The organism is Legionella sp. 227, from assembly GCF_043161935.1.
Taxonomy (GTDB): Bacteria; Pseudomonadota; Gammaproteobacteria; order Legionellales; family Legionellaceae; genus Legionella; species Legionella sheltonii.
Genome location: NZ_CP171155.1, coordinates 101034 through 120116 on the forward strand (window position 1 = coordinate 101034; position 19083 = coordinate 120116).

Sequence of the window (19083 nt, forward strand, 5' to 3'; positions counted from 1 at the left end):
GGTTATAAACCAAACCAACAACTTTAATTCGATGCTTTTTCGATTCTGTGTATAAGTATTAGCATGCTGTGTTCCTTTTATTAGTTAATGAATTGAATGCTCTTTTTTTTGTGAATCAATCTCGAATCGAAGCGCTTCACATGCCAATCGTGCCTCCATCGCAATGTGCCATAAATCGCATTCATGAATTTCCTGGTAGGCCAGAGCCAAAGACTCAGAGCAGGCGTTTAAAAGACAGTACAGCTCTTCCTTTGTAAACAGTTTTAAACATGGAATTTGTTTCATCATGCAACCCCCAATAACTGGCGTATTTTTGCAAGATGTGTTGTTGCAATGTCTTTTGATTGGGGCTTTGCGAGCAACACCTGCTCTTTAATTTCCGGGATCTGGTGACCTTGTCTCATTAAATGACATACCTGTTCATATGCCTCCTTAAATACCGAAAAAGAATGACCTTCATTATCAATTTCCAAAAATTTAACCCCTAATCGTTTAGCAGTAAATTTAACAATTGCGTGACTCCAGTTTGGGTTCGCTGAATAGGCGCTGTTTAAAACCTCTCTATGCGCCTGAGCAGCAGAAGGCAGGCGCAAATCACTGTAGAAACCAAGGCACAAAGCACGAAACTGAAGGCAGTTGGGTGGAAATTCACAAAACTTATCACTTTTACTCATGGTCATTAATCGCTCCACACCACTGTCTAATGCTTTTGGAGTTAAATCTTTAAGTGCAGCGAACCAAACACCCGTATCCTTTTCCCCATGCTTACTAATAAAAAGCTGTCCGTAGATTGCAGTCAGTCTCATCCAGAGCCTGGACAAGTGTTCCTTCGATAAATGCACCGGAGTTGAGTTCATCGCCGGAGTTGCCCCAGAGTGATTCGATTGAAATGCCATGCTGCTCGCTGACTCTCTGGAGTGGTGTTTGGTGAAGAGTGCTTTGATTGGTACCACGCTCATTGTAATGACTCCTTAATTGTCCTTGTGCCTTTTGTTGTTTGTTTTGAGTATATTGGGCATCCCTTTCCAGCCAGTTAATGAATACTGGATTAAAATCCGCCCATTGAGTGTTTTGCTTCTTGTTGTGTTTGATGAAAGCCTGAATTTCGTGAAAATCGGTGACTTTAGTTAGCCCCATGGAAAATGCTATTTCGATGGTTTTTGCGTTTGGGTAAAAGTTGTCATCAATTTGTTTTTTTCTGCGACAAAAATCATTATTCGCAATGTCAGTTTGTTTGTTTGAGTTAGTTATATTAAATATATTAATATTCTTTGCAGAGTTCTTTAGTGTGTTAGCTTCTCTGTTAACTTCTACGTTAGATTTTGCCTCTAAATCTCCTTCTCTATCAGAATCTATAAGGGATTTAGGTGAATTAAGATCTGTGTTAAATTCTTTCCTTCTAATCAATTGATCATAGATCTTAGGAACCTCTGGGAATATAAATTTTAAATTTTGCCCTTCAGTTATAACTTGAAAGTATTCACCACACTCATGTTCTATAGACTTTATGAAATTTCTGATGGTTTGCTTAGATGGAACACCACTGTTGATTCGACCTGGAGCGGTTTTAATCTCTAAGGATCTTGATAGATCACGATAACTAATGTCAGATACAATTCCTGTAAAAGGATTTGCAAGATTTAATAGCTCATAAATAATTAATCTAGGACCATAGGGCAATAATTGAAACTTTTTTTCTATTTGTTTCCTAGCATTAATGTATAACTCAACATCAAACTTCATCAACAAATCCTTTTATTTATCTAATTTATTTAGATAAGACTATCACTCAATGGTAAAAATTACAATAATTTTTTTACCAATAAGGTAAATTTATAATGATTTGTTACACCTTATATGCTATGACGCATTGTATTTTGATGTTTTTTATACTATTTTTTTGGTAAATTCTTACGAAGATTTATTAACCATTTTGGTATATCATAGAATAAACATGCACCTGACTGAATTATTTAAATATGAGCAATCCTGTAATAGACAATGTTTCATCCCCCGAGTCTCGGGGCAAGAGAATAAGATTCATACGCGAGCATCTCCTGTCTTTTACACGAGAAGATTTTTGTCGCGATTCTAATTTTACTGCTCAATCATTAAAGGGATGGGAATTGGCCTGGGGAGGAGGTTTATCCCAGCAGGGAGCTGTAAAAATCGTTAAACGAGCTAAAGAGTTAAATATTTATTGCACAGAATCATGGTTAATGCATGGCATTGGTAAAAATGCCACAATAATCACAAAAGATCTAGATATCCAAGAGGCTGACGAAAGCCACATAGCTAAAGAATTACTCCTATTCAGAGAACTACAACACTCTATTGACACCGTTATAAAAGATGATGGCATGATCCCTTTCTTATACCCTGGGAATTATGTTGGCGGTATAATAGTCAACAATATTGAGAGTGCCATTGGCAAAGATTGTATTATTATTGCGGACAATGATGAAGTATTTGTCAGGATCTTAAGACATGGACAAGAACCAGCTCGCTATGACTTAGTTTGTTTAAATGAAAAAACTACATTAGTGAAAAAAGAAATAAAAAATACCGCCATTAAATTTGCTGCCCCAATTGTATGGATCCGCAGAATATTTCGAGAAAATAATTACTAATGAAAGCTTACAAAAAAGATATTTTGCCACATCAAGAATTTTATATAGTCAGATTTACTAAAAGCTCCAATCTACCTTATGCTCTTTTCATTCATGGTGGCCCAGGTCTCAATTGTGGAACCATAGAGTATCTTATTGATCATCATAATTTATTTAATTCTCTGCAGTGCAATATTATTCTATATGATCAACGAAATTGCGGTAAATCTAATAAAATTAAAAAGCTAGTATTACAGCAAGATAATATAAATGATTTGCAAAAAATAATTCTATACCTTGATGACCATTTTAATCTTAACATCAATGCTTTGATTGGACATAGCTATGGTGCAAAACTTCTTTTTGATTACTACAAAAGTTATGAGTCTACCATCCCTGGTGTTTTTGTTTCTACCGCTCAATCAATACTAACACCTCGTTTGAATAATTTAATGCTAGACCTATCCTATCTGAAAAAAAGTAATTTAGAGCTATATAACAAAATATTAAATGAAATTAATAATCTTGACCTTAATAAAATCTGGGAACTATCAGAACAATTAACTCCAGTTTTCCAAGAAAATATAGAGAGACCTTATTTATATTGGGCCAATTTAGAATATTATGATTTGGTCCAAAATGTCCAAAAAAACATCAACTTACCATTAGATATGAACACATTTATCAGTGTAAGAAAAGATCTTTATTCAAAAGAAGCGAATTTTTCTGTTAATATTAATGAGCTTAAAATCCGTAAATTATGGATAAATGGTTTTCACGATTTTGTCATGAACGGACACCAAATAGCATTGGCGAACAATCATGAAATTATAACTTTCAATAAATCTTCTCACTACCCACATCTAGAAGAGAATGATCGTTTTAGTGAGCTTTTAAATGAATTTATTAAATAGCTCTAAGGCAATCATCTTATTGTTTTCTATATTAATATCCACTGTTGTTCACGCACAATCTAAAATTAAAATATGTTTAACCGGTAGGATTGTTGAAAATTTAAAATCATATGGTCAGTCTTTTTTAAATGCAGCATATCTTGCCAAAGAAGAAAATGATCCCTCTAACAAAGTTGTGATTAAGAGCTATTTTTATAATAACAGACCATTAGAGCCAATGCATATTTATAATCAAATGGTAAATGACTCTTGCTCTGCAATTATTGGGTTTGAATATCTATCAGACTTGTTATTAGCTGTAAAAGAACAGAAAAATGACACCATACCTATTTTTACTTCCTACGCTAGCACCACCAACTCTGATCAACTACCTAAGAATATTTTCATCTTTATGCCAAGCTATAATTACCAAGCTGACAAAATGATGAGCTACTTACATGAGCGCTATAAAAATATAAACAACGTGTTGCTTATAACGGAAATTAACCGTGATGAGATGCTAAAGTATAAGGAAGTGTATTCCAGCATTCTAAAAAATGAACACGTACAATATTCTACATTCGATTTTCTAGAAAATGACAGCGATATAGAGGGAAAATTGAGATTTTTTTTGAATGAACGAAAATATCAATATGTTTTTTTATTGTCAGGTGCAATAGCATCAGCAAAAATTGCCAATATTATGAATAACCATAGCACTGTTTTTATTGGCACAGAAAACTTTGGTTCTTCAGTTAGTCAAACATTTTTTATGCGACTAAATGATAAAGTAATTCACTCTCATTTTATCCGCAATTTGGATTTTATACAGCCCTATGATGCTTTAACTAAATTTGAAAATATTTATATTCAAAAATTCCATGAAAAACCCACTGTATTGGCAGCATACACTTATGATTCGATGAAGATTATTTTGAAAGCATTGAATAGAACCGGTATCGTCAATACAAACAGCATATTAAGTACTGATTATATTGGCATTACCGGGGCTTATTTACATAATGGTCAATTTCATCGATCGACCAATTACGTTATTTTATCAGTTAATAGCAATGGATATGCTTATGAAAAATAAAAGCTCTTCAATCAAAGCAATTTTTATCAAGAAAATGGCCTATTCTGCTCTAATCCAATTTATTATTTTTGGATTTATACTCATGCTTGCAAAAGATTATTTTCATAATCAGATGAGTGTTTTTTCCAGAAATTTAATTATTAATGACTCATTTACCACTGATGAAATTGGTAGGTATCTGCTGCTTAATAATAAGGATGCTCTCGATTTAGTACTATACAATTTAGGTAATGAACGCAAACTAGACTCAATAACATTTGTTCCTTTAAAAAATAAAATAGAAGATGTAGGTACTTGCGAAGAAAACAGCAAAAGCAATTACCTTCTATGCAAAAAAGATAATGGGCAAATTTCTGGTATAACATTAATTAAAAATGATGAAAAGATATTGGGCTCGGTGGTTGCAAGTAAGCAATATAATTCTATCTATACTTTGCCAGTGTCCTATGGTCTTTTGTTAATTTTATTGATCGTACTTGGAATATTTCTTTTTAATTTCTTATTTCTATTCCTTTCTATGAGAAAAAAAATAGCAAACAATACCGAATACTTGCTTGATTTTATTTCATCACATCAAACTAATAATGCTGTTGATTTTGCAAAAGTTGAAATTAATGAATATAGACAAATTGCTAATAAATTTATTGATGAACATCGAGAAATAATCAATTTACAGAAAGAAAAAGCCTATTACGAGGTAAGAAAAAATATTGCTGAGCTTGTTGCTCACGATATCCGATCACCATTAGCGGCAATAAACACCGCAGTATCTGATGTAACATCGATTCCTGAAAATAAACGCATTATGATCAGAAATGCAGCTAAAAGAATCAATGATATTGCTAATAACCTACTCTTACAATCAAAAAATAATTTGCTTGACTGTAAAAGTAGCGAAATATATATGAATAATTCTCCAGAATTAATATTTGTAGTTTTAGATAATATCGTTGCAGAAAAAAGATATGAATATTACGCAACCAAAATCCAAATCAACTTACTTGGGTCTGACCACTCATATAATTGTTTTTCTAAGATACACCCTGATTCTTTTAAGCGCGTTCTATCCAATCTCATTAATAATGGTATTGAGGCAGTTAATTCTAATGGCTCTATTATTATCTCTCTAACATGCAATACTACGCATGTCGAAATTATTATTGAAGATAATGGCTGCGGCATTCCTCCCGATATCTTGCCAAAGGTTACAGAGCAAGGATTTAGCTTTAATAAGAAAACTGGTGCTGGTTTTGGTTTATCTTATGCTAAACAATATTTAGAGCAGATCAATGGTTCAATGTATATTCACTCTGAAGAAAAAGTTGGGACAAAAATTCATATCACTCTAATTCGGTCTAACCCCCCTAGTTGGTTCTGTGACTCAATGAATATTAGGTATGGTACTAATATTGTCGTATTAGATGACGATATATCCATCCATGACGCATGGAATGAACGGTTTTCAAATATTTCACACGTTAAAATGTTTCATTTTTATAACGCGATCGACTTAGGTCAGTATAAAGTTGATCCAGAAACTCCAATATTATATTTAGTGGATTATGAGTTGCTCGCTGATGTTAAAAATGGTTTAGATGTGATTGAAGAGCTTAATTTAAATGGTAAAGCTATTTTAGTTACAAGTTGCTTTGAAGATATTGCTATACGAAATCGATGTGAAAATATTGGCGTTAAAATCATACCAAAATCTTATGTACCTTATATTAAAATTATTGAGACTCCAGAGAAAGAACTTATAAATACGGTGGTTTTTATTGATGATGATGAAATGATGCGAATGACTTGGATCTTTGCGGCTGAAGAGGCTGGACAAAGTATTTCAACCTATTCGTCATTTGATGAGTTCGTAAATGAAATAAATAATTATTGTAAGAATACTCTTATTTATATTGATTCAGATCTAGGAAACAATGTTAGAGGCGAGGATTGCGCAAAACTCCTTTTTGATAAGGGGTTTATTGACGTTCATCTTGCCACTGGCCATTCGCGAGATCGATTTCGCCAAGTGCCATGGATTAAAACAATTGTTGGTAAAGAACCACCTTTTCAATTTGCACACGGGAATTTAACATGAACTCTACGGATAAAGATAAATTAAAACACGATTTTTTAAACTCAATTGTTATCATCAACAACATGACAAAATCTGCTTCGAGTTTCATGAATACAATTTCACAGTCAATGGATACCGTTGATATTAACCAAAAGCAGATGGAAAAATTTTTATATTCCATGAGCGCTATACGTGAGCAGACTTCAAAGATTGAAAATTATTTTCTATCTCTTTTTAATGAATAATTGTGACAAATTATCTCTCTGCTAGATATGAGGAATATGAAACCACCCTTCCCCAATCTATAGAATCAGTTAAATGATCTTTGGTAATACTATAGTAGTAATTGTTATCTAGCTTTTGCGCATCAAATAAATAGTTAATCCACTCAGCTATTGGTTTTTTATATTCTTTTTCTGATAACAAGAACAATATTTTCTCTTTTTTTACAACAGCAGCCACAGTTTGTTCAGGTAGCTCATATCCCTGCATTAAATCTAATTGCTCAGATAGCTCTTTTGCATGTCTAATGATAAGCCATGTAGGTTTGGCGTCTTTATCAAGAAATAAAAAACTACCTGAGTTATCAACTAGATAATACTCAACAGCCTGTGCTTGTATTAGAACACTAGCAAATAATTGTTGATATAATTCATTATCAAATAAATCATTAATGGAGTTTTCATACGCATTAACTATATTTTTTGTTAACTCTCTGAAATAGCGCTTAGTTAGGTCATCCACAGCTAATGTAATTTCTGGATATAGATTTTCACTTGTCTTGAGTATAAATTTATCAATTAAACCGTTATTGAAAGCTTTTATCGCAGTATCTTTATCTGCTTCAGCCGTTAGCATAATTTTAAATATTTTTTTCTCTTTAATTTTTTTGCAAAATTCAATTCCGTTAATAGCGGGCATTTGATAGTCCACAACTAACAATGGTGCATGCTCAAACCTTGCTTTACTATAAATCAGATTTAACATTTTACTAACATCAAAGCCAATAAATCGATCATTAGTAGTATCTAAATTAACATCATTCATTAATTTGAAAATTGATTGGGTGACATCTTGACTATCGTTATCAATAAGATGAAAAGCCATATCTGAGCTTGTAAGTGTTAGTATATTAAGCTTTTCGCCAAATTCTAAATCTAACGCATCCAAAAATGCTCGGTTATCATCTAAAAAAATGACTTTTATCGGATGATAAAAACAGGTAGGTCTTGCATCAATAATAGTCATATAATAATTCCTCTACATTACAGCCACAATTGCATCACCCATGATAAGTCGCCAATATTCCAGACCTTTAATTATAATGTATTGGCTGTTACGAAAAAATACTTAACATGGATGTCGCTTTGTATAATAAATGATTCTTCAAATTTTTTCCTCCCCAATTTCGTATTTAATCACTTAAGTTATAGTGGTTTATCTTTTTGCGATTAAGTTAGAATCCTTCCTTGTTAATTTTCTTCCTCATAAATCTACACCATCCATAACCGTGATTTACAGAATATATTATATTTTTATTATTAATAATCAATGAGTTAGCTAAATTATCCCCCGGGGACAATTTATTAAATCGATAATCCATGGCAGTGGTCCCGTGAAATTTAAAGTGCCATTTAAAAACAGATCTGGATTAAATTTAATAAAATTTAAACGACCTAAAACAAAAAAACATCACCCTAAAGATAATTAACCCCATCATAAAATCAGGATGGAACCCTATTAATTAACTTTTCAAATAATTGATTCTCTATCCACCTAGTACAGTTATTGTTTTAACATTTAAAAAGCTTGTTTAAATTAGGAATAAATTTATTAGAGACATGAATCTATTCCATCAAAATAATGAGTTAATAAAATACCGTAAAAGAAATAGGGCTATTGTTAAATAGGTTACTGAAAAATATTAAACGATACAGCCATTTATCTTGATAATAAAACGCATAGTTATAAAAAAAGGGATTTGTGCACTAAGTAGAAGAACCAATCTCAGCCCCGCCACTACCGATCAATACCCGCCAAACAATATATTCTTCACTATGGGTAAAGACAGATACAACAGATTACCTCTATACGTAGGCCAATATTACTAACAAATATTGCTTAATAACCAATACTCTTAACATGAATTAATCATATACACTGACGTAAGTGCGCAAACAGTATAATTCTTTAATTGTAAATAAAGTTATTCATTTTAAAATTAAAAATGATATCTAAAGCATAAAAAAATAACATTATCTTATATCCATTCCTGAATTTAGCATATTATCAAAATCCATCAATAAATTATTCGTCAAAATTCAAAAAGTATAGTTTCATGTAACTTTGACAATATTGCTCAGCTATCAAGATAATCACATCCTATTTCAGAGTAGGGCAGTGAATACAAATAACAAATAAACCCAAAGAAACTTCAGAATATTTTTTGACAAAATTCGCAATACGAGTTGCCAATCAAAATTTTAAAGCTCCTAGGGTAAAAATCTAGCCGCCAAAAATCCAGTATCCCCCAGCAGTTTCCGGTATTGGTATTAGGAAGTATGGATAAAAGTTAAAAGCGCATCCCATAAAGCTACACCATAACCATATAACTACACCATAACACCCCATAAAACTACACATAAAATTTTAAGACCAATTAATCCCCATATTACTACACAGAAAAACTCATAAACCTACACAATCATTCCCAAATAAATACACAATAATCATTTCTTAAATACTTTAAAATCAATAAGTTATTGTGATTTCATTTAATGAACCTATGAATAGAAGAAAAAAGATATATATTTTCTTTTTTAAAAATTTAAATAATAGTACAAATTACCGCTTGCAAATTCATTTCAATAAAGTTAGTCTAAAACAAATAGTACAGAGCACCTTATTGTAAAAGGGGGATGGATGAAAGTAATTACAACAGCCGGGAACAAAGGAGGGATTGGCAAATCAACTATTGCTCTCACTCTTGCACAATATCTAGCTAAATGTAAAAACATGAAAGGGGCATTTATTGATTTAGACCCGCAAGGCAACTCTTCATCTAGCTTAATTCCAACTACAAGAGATCCAGCTCACCCAACTGGCTACATGCCAAAAGCACATCCAGAGTGGGATCCGAATAACTTACCAGAAGATGATCCGCATTGGGATGGTGTTAGTAGTATTGCAGATATATTCATAGGTAAATCTATTTATCCATATCCAACATGGGTTGACAATTTACATTGTTTTCCTTCTTTTGCTTCATTACTGGAAGATGCACAACGTGTTCTAAAAGTTGATGTAAAAGAAAAAGTTATAAATCGTCTTAAAGAATTTACCGAAATGCTGTCAACCCACAGTGATTACCAATTTGTTATTATTGATACGAATCCACAGTTTGGCCCACTAACAATGGCAGGGTTGCGAGCAGCAACTCATGGACTATTGCCAACTGAACTAGAACAATATGGTATTAATGGAACCATAGGTATGATCCAAGCAATTTCACAAGAGCAACTTAGAAGAGTAAAAGATGACACAATCAAAATAGCGGGAATTTTACCTAACCAAGTTCGTAAAACAGCAGTACATACTAAGTTCCTTAATGACTTGCGTTCGATAGAGAAATCAGAAGAATGGTTGTTACCTCCGATCGCCCAAAGAACTATTTATTCAGAATTAGTAGTAGAAGATGCAAAACCTAATTGTGTATTTAACCTACCGCAAACACATCTAGCTAGAATTGAGAGTGAAAAATGGTGTTCTTATGTATATGACAGGGTATTTCATAATGTATACAACAAAATAGAAGAAAAGGAGGCTTCTTATGGTTAGTAAATTCAAACTAAATCCAGTCAAAACCGGAGAGACAAAGGAAGCCATATCAAGAACACTGGCGATTGCCAATGATTATGCCGGGGAACTGTCAATAGAAGTATTATCCTTAGATAAAATAGAACTTGATCCAGAAAACAATCGTGAACTAGCACTCACTCTTCATGATGCTATGAATGGAATAGATCCTTCTGATCCTGACTATGCAAAAAAGAAAAATGATTGGAAGTCACTTGAATCATTAGCAAAAACTATACTAGATGATCAGTTAATTAACCCCATATTTGTATACAGGTTTGGGAACAAATGTCGTTTAATCGCTGGTGAACGTAGAACCTTGGCCTCAGCGATTGCTGGTAAAAAGGAAATTATAGCAAGAATTGCAAGTCAACGACCTGTTGGTACAAAGTTAAGAGTTCTACAGTGGATTGAGAATAATGAGCGTGTTGACTTATCTCTGGCTGAAAGAGTTGCGAGTATTGAGGCTATTGTTAAAGAGTATTTAAACGAAAATAAAGAAAAAAGTGATAGCGAGAAAATAACATCAAAAGTATTAAGTGATTTAACGGGAATGTCTATAACACAATCTCGAAGATATATCCTGATTTTGCAAGCTAGTCCAGAGATAAAGCAGGCGATTGCTGAAGGAAAAATAGAGAATGTAAAATTAATTGAATTAATTATTTCAGTTGAAAACGCAGAACATCAACAAGTTCTCTTAAAGGCAGCCATAGAAAATCTATCCTTTGATGCAATTGTTAAGCTAAAAAAAGAACTTGAATTTTCGTTAGTTACAAAAAAAGAAATAAGAGGACGTAAACAATTAAATGTTAGTTTAGGTAAGGTAAAACCCAATATTGCCAAAATTATCTTTGATGCCTTAGTTTCAAGCAACATTCTACACGAGAGCATCGTCGAGCAAATGAATATGTTAAGCAATAATGTCCAATGGAATAATGGTAAATCAGTTGAGGAGTGCTTTAAAAAAATAATTCCTCTAATTGCTCAGGAAGTGTGATTAAAATGAATAAACTGAAACTCAATAATAATGAAGACGATAAGAAAATTATTACATTTACTATTAATAAAGAAATTAAAGAGTCACTCAGAGAAATTCTGTTAAATTCTGAAAAATATAATTTAAAAAAGAAAACTGATTGGGTAAACGAAGCCATCATAATGTTAAAGGAAAATCCTGATTACAAAGAAATGGTACTCAATGCAGAAGGGAATAGTGAAAATTTTGTATTTGATAAAATTTATATGACATTTAAGCAACGATGTTTTTTTTCTGATATGAGAAATGAAGTTGTAAAGGAATATCCTGATATAAGAGGCCCTCAAACTGCCATAATACGCGCTGCTATTTTGAGTAGAATGATGAGGAAAAAATAAGAAAAAAGGCCAAACGGAATGGGTAATGTTCGCTGAAAAAACAATACGTAAACATGTAACAATTATTCATGCATACTCTTTAATGAGTGTATTGCAACGGAAAATTGTCAATGTGCTTTTGTATGAAGCAATAAAAGGAGATGGCCGCATAAATAACCATCAAAATTCGGTCGCTGTCGAATGCAATATGCCTTTTTCTATGCTGTTAAAAGCAGTTAAGTTCAATAGTAATAATACCCAATATCTAAAAGAGTCCATTGATGGGTTGGCATCATTAAAAATAGAATGGAATTTATTGAAAGATAAGGTACCTACAGATATCTCTTTTTTAAATTTACGAGTTTTACATGGAGCACCTACGTTCTATCAGGATAATACCATCAATTTTTCTTTTCATAAAATCATGCTTGATTTACTAGTTAATCCATCTATATACGGTACTATTGACATTGATCTGCAATCTGAATTTGAATCGAAATATGGTCATGCTCTTTATGAAAATAGTACACGGTTTATTAACTTACAAAAAAATAAAATTATTTCGTTAGATACATTTAGAAAAATTTTAGGAGTTCCTGAAGATAAATATCCAAGTATGCGGGAACTTACAAGAAATGTCATTTCGCCTTCATTAGAAGAGGTTAATGATCGAGCTAATTTTGCTGTTAGTTTGGATCCAATAAGAGTTGGTAGAAAAATTACTGGATTTGAGGTGTTAGTCCAGAATAAAAAAAATACAATAAAATCAGAAGTCAGCTGTATTGATTATGAAAATGAGAAGATGCATAAAGAAATAAAAGTAACTTTTGGTATATTAAATGAGTCTATATTAGAAAATATTATAAATAACTACTCAGAAGAATATATTCAAGAGAAGATTAACTATACCAAGAAATATGCAAAAAAAGAGCGCACAGGTTTTTATCCAATTCCATATTTTATTAGTGCTTTAAAATATGATTATAAATTCAAGGAAGAATCTAAGCCAGACGGTTCTCAAGAAAAAGAATCTAATGAACAAATTGAGTGGGAAAAGAAATTATTCGCTTTACAGGCAGAGCTTAATCATTGGGAAAAACTATCAGGTTATACTAAAGCTGGAGATAATCAAGAGCATGTTAAAAACATGCAGAAATTTGTTCTGGAAACCCGAGAAAAATTAAAGCAACATTATTTAGAGAAGCCAATTAAAATGGAGGCGGTTTAATATGAAATTTCCTGCCTTTGAACCAATTAATCTAAAAAATGACATACAATCCTTGGAAGCAATTGATCTGTGTTTATCAAAAATTTATCCAGATCAAAATCAGGCTAGAAAGTTTTTTAGCGATGCTTCACTAGAAGAACTGGCCTCGTCAATTCGACAGCATGGGATTATACAGCCTATTCTTGTCAAAGAAAGAGATCATAATAGGAATGAATATCAAATTATTGCGGGTGAACGGCGTTGGCGTGCAGCTAAAATAGTAGGATTAGAAAAAATCCCTGCAATCATCAGAAAATATAATAAAGCAAACGGGATGGCAGTTTCTTTAATTGAAAACATTCAAAGAGAAGATTTAAACCCATTGGAAGAAGCACAAGCTATACAGCGGTTAATAGAAGAGTGTTACATGACGCATGGTGAAGTTGCTGAAACTTTAGGTAGATCGCGAACAACAGTTACTAATCTTCTTAGATTGCTTACTCTCACGGATGAAGTAAAAGAAATGTTAAAAATGGGATTACTAGAAATGGGGCATGCCAGAGCTTTATTAAGTTTGTCGAGCATACAACAAGCAGAAACAGCAAAAATAATTATCAATAAGTCTTTATCCGTTAGGGAAACTGAAAAATTGGTTCGGCGCTTAAATATGCCAGAAGATAAACAAGAGTTTTTTCTAGATCCCCAATTTGAACAAAAAACGAAAGATTGGATGGCACAATTATCGAAAAAACTTTCATCCAAAGTTAACATGCATTTTAATGATGGAGGAAAAGGTAGGGTGGTGATAAGTTTTGACTCTTTAGAGGAAGCAGATTGGTTAATGGCCCATCTTAAGGTGGAAGGGTAGGGCTATTTTTTTATTCACAAAATTAGTGGATAACTATGTGGAAAAATTAGAAGATGTTTGCCCTCGAGTCTGTAGTTATAATTTTACTGGTATACTGGAAAAAAATGACCTCCAAATTTTACCTTCAAGAGACGATTGGACTACGGCGAATGGTAAAGTGTGGCAAGAGCTCAGCTTCTTTCTAATCACTATTAAAGCGCTCTTAAATCTGTCTGATTATTTAATGATCACTTTTCTTTTTAGAAATTAAAAAAATAAGTCAAGTTGGAATGCTTTTGTATGAGATAAGTTGTTTTGAACAGTCGTGGAACAATTATTTTGACTCAACTCGGATCTTGGTTTTCTCTTGCTTTTGGCATGGGTTTTATTAGCATATTTTTGTGATACTAAAAGAAACAGCAGATTGTGAAGGGAAAAAATATTTTCACTATACAAAATTTTAAGTCGATAATTATGCTGATAACGGATTTTTATCATGATTAAGAATTGAGCAAAAGCATTTGTGTACGTTGAAAAAGCCAATATTCTTCTTTGTCCCAACTTGGATTTTATTCGTCCGTTAATAGCGGTGATTGTCCAATCATCTAGTAAATCTTTCTCTAAACGAAGTACATAATAGCGTTTGTCTTTTTCAAAGCGTGCCTCATGGTAGACTTCATTGTAGGTAAAATCCAAATAGTGTAACCAAGGTAAAGTAATAAACCATGGTGTCATTTAGAATGTAGCCAAGTTAGCAATACGTTTCAGGCGATCAGGGTTGTCTTCAACATAAATTGCGGTGGTGACAATGTTGGCATGACCTGCAAGGCGAGAGACTGCTTTAATATCAGCGCCTTGCTCAATTAAGCGGGTAATGAAAGTACGTCTACCAGAATGAGAACTTGCTCCAATAATTCCTGCCTTATCATAGAGTGACTTGAACCATTTTTGCAAACTATTGGGTGTAAAGCGACTTTTACGTTGGGTCTGAAATAAGGGTTTGTCTCGTGCAACAGGTTTTAGGGTATCGAGATGAGCTTGGAGTGCTTTGCGGATTTTTTCATTGGCAAGATAAGCGTAACGTTGTTTTTCACCTTTGGTCATTGAGCGCTTCAAACAAATCTCTTCAAGTAATTGATAGTTGTAATCGGCTACATCTGCAATAGTGAGAGAGGCGATTTCTTTCACTCGCAATCCAAGTCCAAAAGAACAATACACAAGGGCACTATTTCTTATAGCGAATTGCCCATCTTTGGCAACAATAAGCAGTCGCTTAAACTCTGCTTCACTTAAGACTCTGGCCTTTCCTTCTTTTGGCATAAAAGACTCAATATTTTCCTGTTATAATGGTATTCTAAATAAATCAGGCTGTCTTGGCAAAAGCAAAAATAAAATTGTGGTTTATGGTAGAGCTTTAGTATGAATACACTCATCGATTCAGCAATAAAATATCTTTTTAATCATTATTGCAGTGAAAAAGAGCTCATAAGGCAATTAGAGAGGGATTTTTCGCATGTGCCCGAGTTAGATGCTCAGATTCATGCAACCATAGTTCGCCTTCGGGAATTACATTTAATTAATGATAATCGTTTGGCTGAATCATTAAGTGCCCGTTATATCCATAAAGGAAACCGTTTTATTCAACAAATATTAAAACAAAAGGGCGTTAAAGAAGAGGTGATTGAGCAAATCTTAGAACATATTGAACTGGAAGAAGTTCGCGCCCTGGATGAAGCTCGGAAAAAAATGCGTGGATTTAAAAATGATACAGATGAGGCGATAAATACAAAATTGGCTCGTTTCTTAAGTGGCCGATGTTTTTCCCATGCTACGATAAAAACCGTACTTAAACAGTTAAGTGAAGAACAGACTACTTAAAATTTTAGATAGTGTAGCGGATGAATACAACAATCATTTGCATCTATAAGAAAAGAAAACTGTAAATTACACTCTGAATGAAATGATAAACTTACAACGCATCATGATTATTGGTAGACCAGGAAGTGGCAAGTCCACTTTTTCTGTTATGTTGCAAAAGAGTCTAAATATTCCATTGTTCCATTTAGATAAATATTTTTTTATTGCCGACTGGGTGCCACGAGAATATGAGGATTTTTTGTCACTCCAAAAAGAATTAGTTGCCAAGCCTTGCTGGATTATTGATGGTAATTCCAGTCGATCATTTGAGATGCGTTATCGCGAAGCCGACATGTGCTTGTACTTTAATTTACCCAAATGGCTATGTTATTGGCGGGTGTTTAAGCGCTTGTTTTATAAGGCTTCAGAAATCGATGATAGAGCCGCTGGTTGCAATGAAACGGTACGATGGTCGCTATTAAGTTATATGTGGAACTATGAACAACGGATTAACCCCTTATTAAATGCTTTAAAGAACCAATATCCAAAAGTGAAATTCATTGAGCTGCGTAGTCCATATGATGTGGCGCACTTGATGCGTGTGCTTACACATAAAGAAGAGTACAGTATTGTGACAGGATTTTAATAAATGATGCCGACGAATATGATGATACTCTTGATGGGTATTGCAGGTACCGGTAAAAAAACCATAGGCGAGGCAATTACAACACTGGCTTCTCAGTTTCGATTAGCGCATCACCATGCTTGGATCGATCCGGTTCTAAAACTTCTAGGTAACGATGCTCAAGTATTTTGGTCTCTTGATGATAAAGGATGGGCAGCGCTTAACAAGGCCCGTGATGTTATTTTTGACACTATGATTGAGGTTTGTTCTAAAGAAATGAGCTTTGTTATTACCTATGAGCTCTTAGCAAATAATTCTTGGCATCAGGAGTTTTTTAATCAAGTACAAACCGTTGCTCAAAAACGGGAAGCTATGTTTGTTCCTATCCGATTGATTTGTAATGATGCAGAGCTTGTTAAACGTTTAAAATATTCAGATCGAAAAGGCTATTTTAAAACACAGGATGAGGCACTCATTACAAAAAGACTGTTTGAAGAAGACGTTTATTTTAGCAAAGAGCCGTATGAAATGACTCTAGATGTGAGCCTCCTTTCAGCAGAGGAGTCAGCGCGTCGTATTTTGGATTGGACTTCCTTAATTTATGGCAGTAAAAATCAGAATCTGGAATTTAAACCATTGAGCCAAAGAGATTTGAACTTAATGACCCAATGGTTTGCAGAGCCTACGGTGAAACAAGGTTATGCACGAAATCAGCAGTTTTCTTTAGAAGATATTGTTACTAAGTACTTGCCCAGAATTGAAGGCATTGATCCAGTTCCAAGTTTTATTATTTATTTGAATCAAAAACCAATTGGTTTTATTCAATATTACTGTCTTTCCGACCATTTACCCGAAGGAATTTCAGGAAATAATGCTTCCTTGTTTGACGAGGCAACACCTGAACAATTGGCTGGTATCGACCTTTTTATTGCAGAGCCATCGTTTCGTGGAGTAGGGTTGGGCAGACAAATTATAAGGCGTTTTATTGCCGAACAACTCTACAAATTTAAAGCCGTTGTGGTTGATCCACAAATTGGAAACGAGCAAGCCATTGCGTGCTATCAAAAGGCTGGTTTTCTTCCCACGCAATACAGTGAAGACGCTAATTACCTACTCATGATAAACATGCTTTCTTATAGAGGCTCCTATGAATATTCTTGAAACTTCCCGTCTGATTTTACGTACTTGGAGAGAAGCTGATCTTGATCCTATGTCACTTATTGATCAAGATAAAAAGGTATGCCAATTTTTACCAGGAATAGGGAACAGGAGTGCTACAAAAGCAGGCATTGAGCGGATTATTGCACATTATAAAGAGAAGGGATTTTCTTTGTATGCTGTTGAACTAAAAAATACTGGGGAAATGATAGGATTTTTAGGATTAATGACACCTTCTTTTGAAGCACACTTTACCCCCGCTGTTGAAATTGGCTGGAGACTTTCCTCAACGCATTGGAATCAGGGTTATGCTACGGAGGGAGCAAAAGCGGTTTTGCATTATGCATTTACCTCTTTAAATCTTCCCGAAGTAGTTTCATTTACAGCAGTAAATAATCTAGCTTCGAAACGTGTTATGGAAAAAATTGGTTTACAACATAACCCAAAGGATGATTTTGACCATCCCAAATTGGAGCAAAACAGTCCCTTGAAACGGCATGTGCTTTATCGATTATCTAGGGCTGATTATTTGAAAAACAAGAGTATTCAAGAATGATTTGGGAGACCACATTAAAAAAAATTACGGATGAAACTGCGAATCGTGCTGCTAATAAGTGGGTAAAAAACCCTACCCATCTTAAGCTTATCAATAATCAAATTAACTGTGTTTATCGATTTGAATCTAAGAACCAAGGCTTTTACCTTCGCATGACGCATGAAAAAATACGAAAAGCTCATGAACTTTTGAGTGCCATTGATTTTCAGAAGCATTTATATTTGCATCAAGTTCCTATTTGTGAACCGGTTGTATCCCAAGAAGGAAATGATGTCGAAACGGTACACCAAGATGATTTGGAATTTTTTGTTCATGTTTGCCGTGAGGTGCCAGGGCAAATCATGAATTTTGATTATCCAGATAAAAAAGCTTATCTAACATGGGGCCGCGCCCTAGGTCTATTGCATCAAGCCTCGCAAAGTTATGTTGCATCGGAACATCATTTTTTAACTTGGGAAGATTTGTGGCGTGAAACTTGGGATTATGCGCGTCAAGAAGAGGCTCTGATCCAGGATTTATACCAAACCATCACGACACGCTTCAAAACTTTTTCAAAAAACTCAGCACATTTTGGCCTAACCCATGGGGACCATCGTCCTGGGAATGTGCTTTATGATGGTGAGAGCGTTCATCTGATTGATTTTGATGAGCCAGTTTATCATTGGTATCTTGCCGATATCGCTAAACCTTTTTTGGACTTATGCAATAAGCCATGGCCTCTCTGGAAACCCTTGTTTGAATGGTTTATAGAAGGGTATAGGCAAATCCGGCCATTGAGTTCAGACGAATTAAAAGAAATGAATCATTTTTCGCAAATGAAAAGCTTGGATATCTACCTTTGGTGTAAATACAACTGGTTTGAAGAAACAGCGCCAGGAGGAAAGCCACGCAATGAGTGGCTTCATGACTTAAAAACTATGGCATTAACGCCTTTGTTTTATGTACCATAA

The 19083-nt window shown here is 33.8% G+C and carries 22 protein-coding genes; 16 read left to right on the top strand and 6 right to left on the bottom strand.

Annotation, left to right across the window (positions count from 1 at the left end; translation table 11 throughout):
* Positions 1-84: 84 nt before the first annotated feature.
* Genes ACF8MK_RS17410 through ACF8MK_RS17420 form a run of 3 tightly spaced genes read right to left on the bottom strand, consistent with a single transcriptional unit; the run spans position 85 to position 1743 of the window.
* The gene (locus ACF8MK_RS17410; protein ID WP_231296978.1) at positions 85-288 is read right to left on the bottom strand and encodes a hypothetical protein; all 204 of its coding nucleotides are present in this window, start codon (positions 286-288) and stop codon (positions 85-87) included.
* Positions 285-806: a hypothetical protein gene (locus ACF8MK_RS17415; RefSeq protein ID WP_058478535.1), complete on the bottom strand. Its 522-nt coding sequence runs from the start codon at positions 804-806 to the stop codon at positions 285-287. The genes ACF8MK_RS17410 and ACF8MK_RS17415 overlap by 4 nt, the downstream gene beginning before the upstream one ends.
* Complete coding sequence (locus ACF8MK_RS17420; protein WP_058478534.1) at positions 769-1743, bottom strand: hypothetical protein; 975 nt, start codon at positions 1741-1743, stop codon at positions 769-771. The genes ACF8MK_RS17415 and ACF8MK_RS17420 overlap by 38 nt, the downstream gene beginning before the upstream one ends.
* A gap of 383 nt (positions 1744-2126) precedes the next feature.
* Here ACF8MK_RS17420 and ACF8MK_RS17425 point away from each other — a divergent pair, with 383 nt between their 5' ends.
* From ACF8MK_RS17425 to ACF8MK_RS17445, 5 genes are read left to right on the top strand one after another with little or no spacing between them, the layout of a single operon-like run.
* The gene (locus ACF8MK_RS17425; protein ID WP_230305524.1) at positions 2127-2630 is read left to right on the top strand and encodes a hypothetical protein; all 504 of its coding nucleotides are present in this window, start codon (positions 2127-2129) and stop codon (positions 2628-2630) included.
* Positions 2630-3523 carry an alpha/beta fold hydrolase gene (locus ACF8MK_RS17430; RefSeq protein ID WP_058478533.1) on the top strand — a complete coding sequence of 298 codons (894 nt, stop codon included), beginning with the start codon at positions 2630-2632 and terminating at the stop codon, positions 3521-3523. The genes ACF8MK_RS17425 and ACF8MK_RS17430 overlap by 1 nt, the downstream gene beginning before the upstream one ends.
* A complete protein-coding gene (locus tag ACF8MK_RS17435) occupies positions 3507-4598 on the top strand; it encodes an ABC transporter substrate-binding protein (RefSeq protein WP_058478532.1) in 1092 nt (363 codons plus the stop codon). Before ACF8MK_RS17430 ends, ACF8MK_RS17435 begins: the two co-directional genes overlap by 17 nt.
* Positions 4588-6693 carry a sensor histidine kinase KdpD gene (locus ACF8MK_RS17440; RefSeq protein WP_058478531.1) on the top strand — a complete coding sequence of 702 codons (2106 nt, stop codon included), beginning with the start codon at positions 4588-4590 and terminating at the stop codon, positions 6691-6693. The genes ACF8MK_RS17435 and ACF8MK_RS17440 overlap by 11 nt, the downstream gene beginning before the upstream one ends.
* Positions 6690-6917 (top strand): hypothetical protein, encoded by a 228-nt coding sequence (locus ACF8MK_RS17445; RefSeq protein WP_010655315.1) that lies wholly within the window; start codon positions 6690-6692, stop codon positions 6915-6917. The genes ACF8MK_RS17440 and ACF8MK_RS17445 overlap by 4 nt, the downstream gene beginning before the upstream one ends.
* A 10-nt stretch (positions 6918-6927) precedes the next feature.
* Here the strand turns inward: ACF8MK_RS17445 and ACF8MK_RS17450 are convergent, their stop codons facing one another.
* The gene (locus ACF8MK_RS17450) at positions 6928-7920 is read right to left on the bottom strand and encodes a response regulator (protein ID WP_058478530.1); all 993 of its coding nucleotides are present in this window, start codon (positions 7918-7920) and stop codon (positions 6928-6930) included.
* A gap of 1674 nt (positions 7921-9594) precedes the next feature.
* On the opposite strand from ACF8MK_RS17450, the gene ACF8MK_RS17455 reads away from it, so the two are divergent.
* From ACF8MK_RS17455 to ACF8MK_RS17480, 6 genes are read left to right on the top strand one after another with little or no spacing between them, the layout of a single operon-like run.
* Complete coding sequence (locus ACF8MK_RS17455; RefSeq protein WP_010655313.1) at positions 9595-10509, top strand: ParA family protein; 915 nt, start codon at positions 9595-9597, stop codon at positions 10507-10509.
* Positions 10502-11527: a ParB N-terminal domain-containing protein gene (locus ACF8MK_RS17460; protein ID WP_058478529.1), complete on the top strand. Its 1026-nt coding sequence runs from the start codon at positions 10502-10504 to the stop codon at positions 11525-11527. The genes ACF8MK_RS17455 and ACF8MK_RS17460 overlap by 8 nt, the downstream gene beginning before the upstream one ends.
* Before the next feature lie 5 nt (positions 11528-11532).
* Complete coding sequence (locus tag ACF8MK_RS17465) at positions 11533-11904, top strand: hypothetical protein (RefSeq protein ID WP_010655311.1); 372 nt, start codon at positions 11533-11535, stop codon at positions 11902-11904.
* Positions 11905-11929: 25 nt separating this feature from the next.
* On the top strand, positions 11930-13111 hold the full coding sequence (locus tag ACF8MK_RS17470) for a replication initiation protein (RefSeq protein WP_058478528.1): 1182 nt from the start codon (positions 11930-11932) through the stop codon (positions 13109-13111).
* A gap of 1 nt (position 13112) precedes the next feature.
* On the top strand, positions 13113-13958 hold the full coding sequence (locus ACF8MK_RS17475; protein WP_058478527.1) for a ParB/RepB/Spo0J family partition protein: 846 nt from the start codon (positions 13113-13115) through the stop codon (positions 13956-13958).
* Positions 13959-13995: 37 nt separating this feature from the next.
* Positions 13996-14208, top strand: coding sequence for a hypothetical protein (locus ACF8MK_RS17480; protein ID WP_082650880.1), 213 nt, complete (start codon positions 13996-13998; stop codon positions 14206-14208).
* Here the strand turns inward: ACF8MK_RS17480 and ACF8MK_RS17485 are convergent.
* Both ACF8MK_RS17485 and ACF8MK_RS17490 read right to left on the bottom strand, forming a co-directional pair.
* Positions 14205-14672, bottom strand: coding sequence for a hypothetical protein (locus ACF8MK_RS17485; protein ID WP_058478525.1), 468 nt, complete (start codon positions 14670-14672; stop codon positions 14205-14207). The two genes, ACF8MK_RS17480 and ACF8MK_RS17485, sit on opposite strands and share 4 nt — an antisense overlap.
* Positions 14673-15257 carry a site-specific integrase gene (locus tag ACF8MK_RS17490; protein ID WP_058478524.1) on the bottom strand — a complete coding sequence of 195 codons (585 nt, stop codon included), beginning with the start codon at positions 15255-15257 and terminating at the stop codon, positions 14673-14675. It lies immediately after the preceding gene.
* Positions 15258-15356: 99 nt separating this feature from the next.
* Between ACF8MK_RS17490 and ACF8MK_RS17495 the strand changes: the two genes are divergently transcribed.
* The 5 genes from ACF8MK_RS17495 (at position 15357) to ACF8MK_RS17515 (ending at position 19083) form a co-directional block, all read left to right on the top strand.
* Entirely contained in the window at positions 15357-15815 is a 459-nt protein-coding gene (locus ACF8MK_RS17495; protein WP_058478523.1) for a regulatory protein RecX, read from the top strand.
* Positions 15816-15897: 82 nt separating this feature from the next.
* Positions 15898-16440, top strand: a complete 543-nt coding sequence (locus tag ACF8MK_RS17500) for a DNA topology modulation protein (protein WP_058478522.1) — start codon at positions 15898-15900, stop codon at positions 16438-16440.
* 3 nt (positions 16441-16443) lie between these two features.
* The gene (locus tag ACF8MK_RS17505; RefSeq protein WP_115324600.1) at positions 16444-17580 is read left to right on the top strand and encodes a GNAT family N-acetyltransferase; all 1137 of its coding nucleotides are present in this window, start codon (positions 16444-16446) and stop codon (positions 17578-17580) included.
* Complete coding sequence (locus ACF8MK_RS17510; RefSeq protein WP_058478643.1) at positions 17567-18133, top strand: GNAT family N-acetyltransferase; 567 nt, start codon at positions 17567-17569, stop codon at positions 18131-18133. The genes ACF8MK_RS17505 and ACF8MK_RS17510 overlap by 14 nt, the downstream gene beginning before the upstream one ends.
* The gene (locus ACF8MK_RS17515) at positions 18130-19083 is read left to right on the top strand and encodes a phosphotransferase enzyme family protein (protein WP_058478642.1); all 954 of its coding nucleotides are present in this window, start codon (positions 18130-18132) and stop codon (positions 19081-19083) included. The genes ACF8MK_RS17510 and ACF8MK_RS17515 overlap by 4 nt, the downstream gene beginning before the upstream one ends.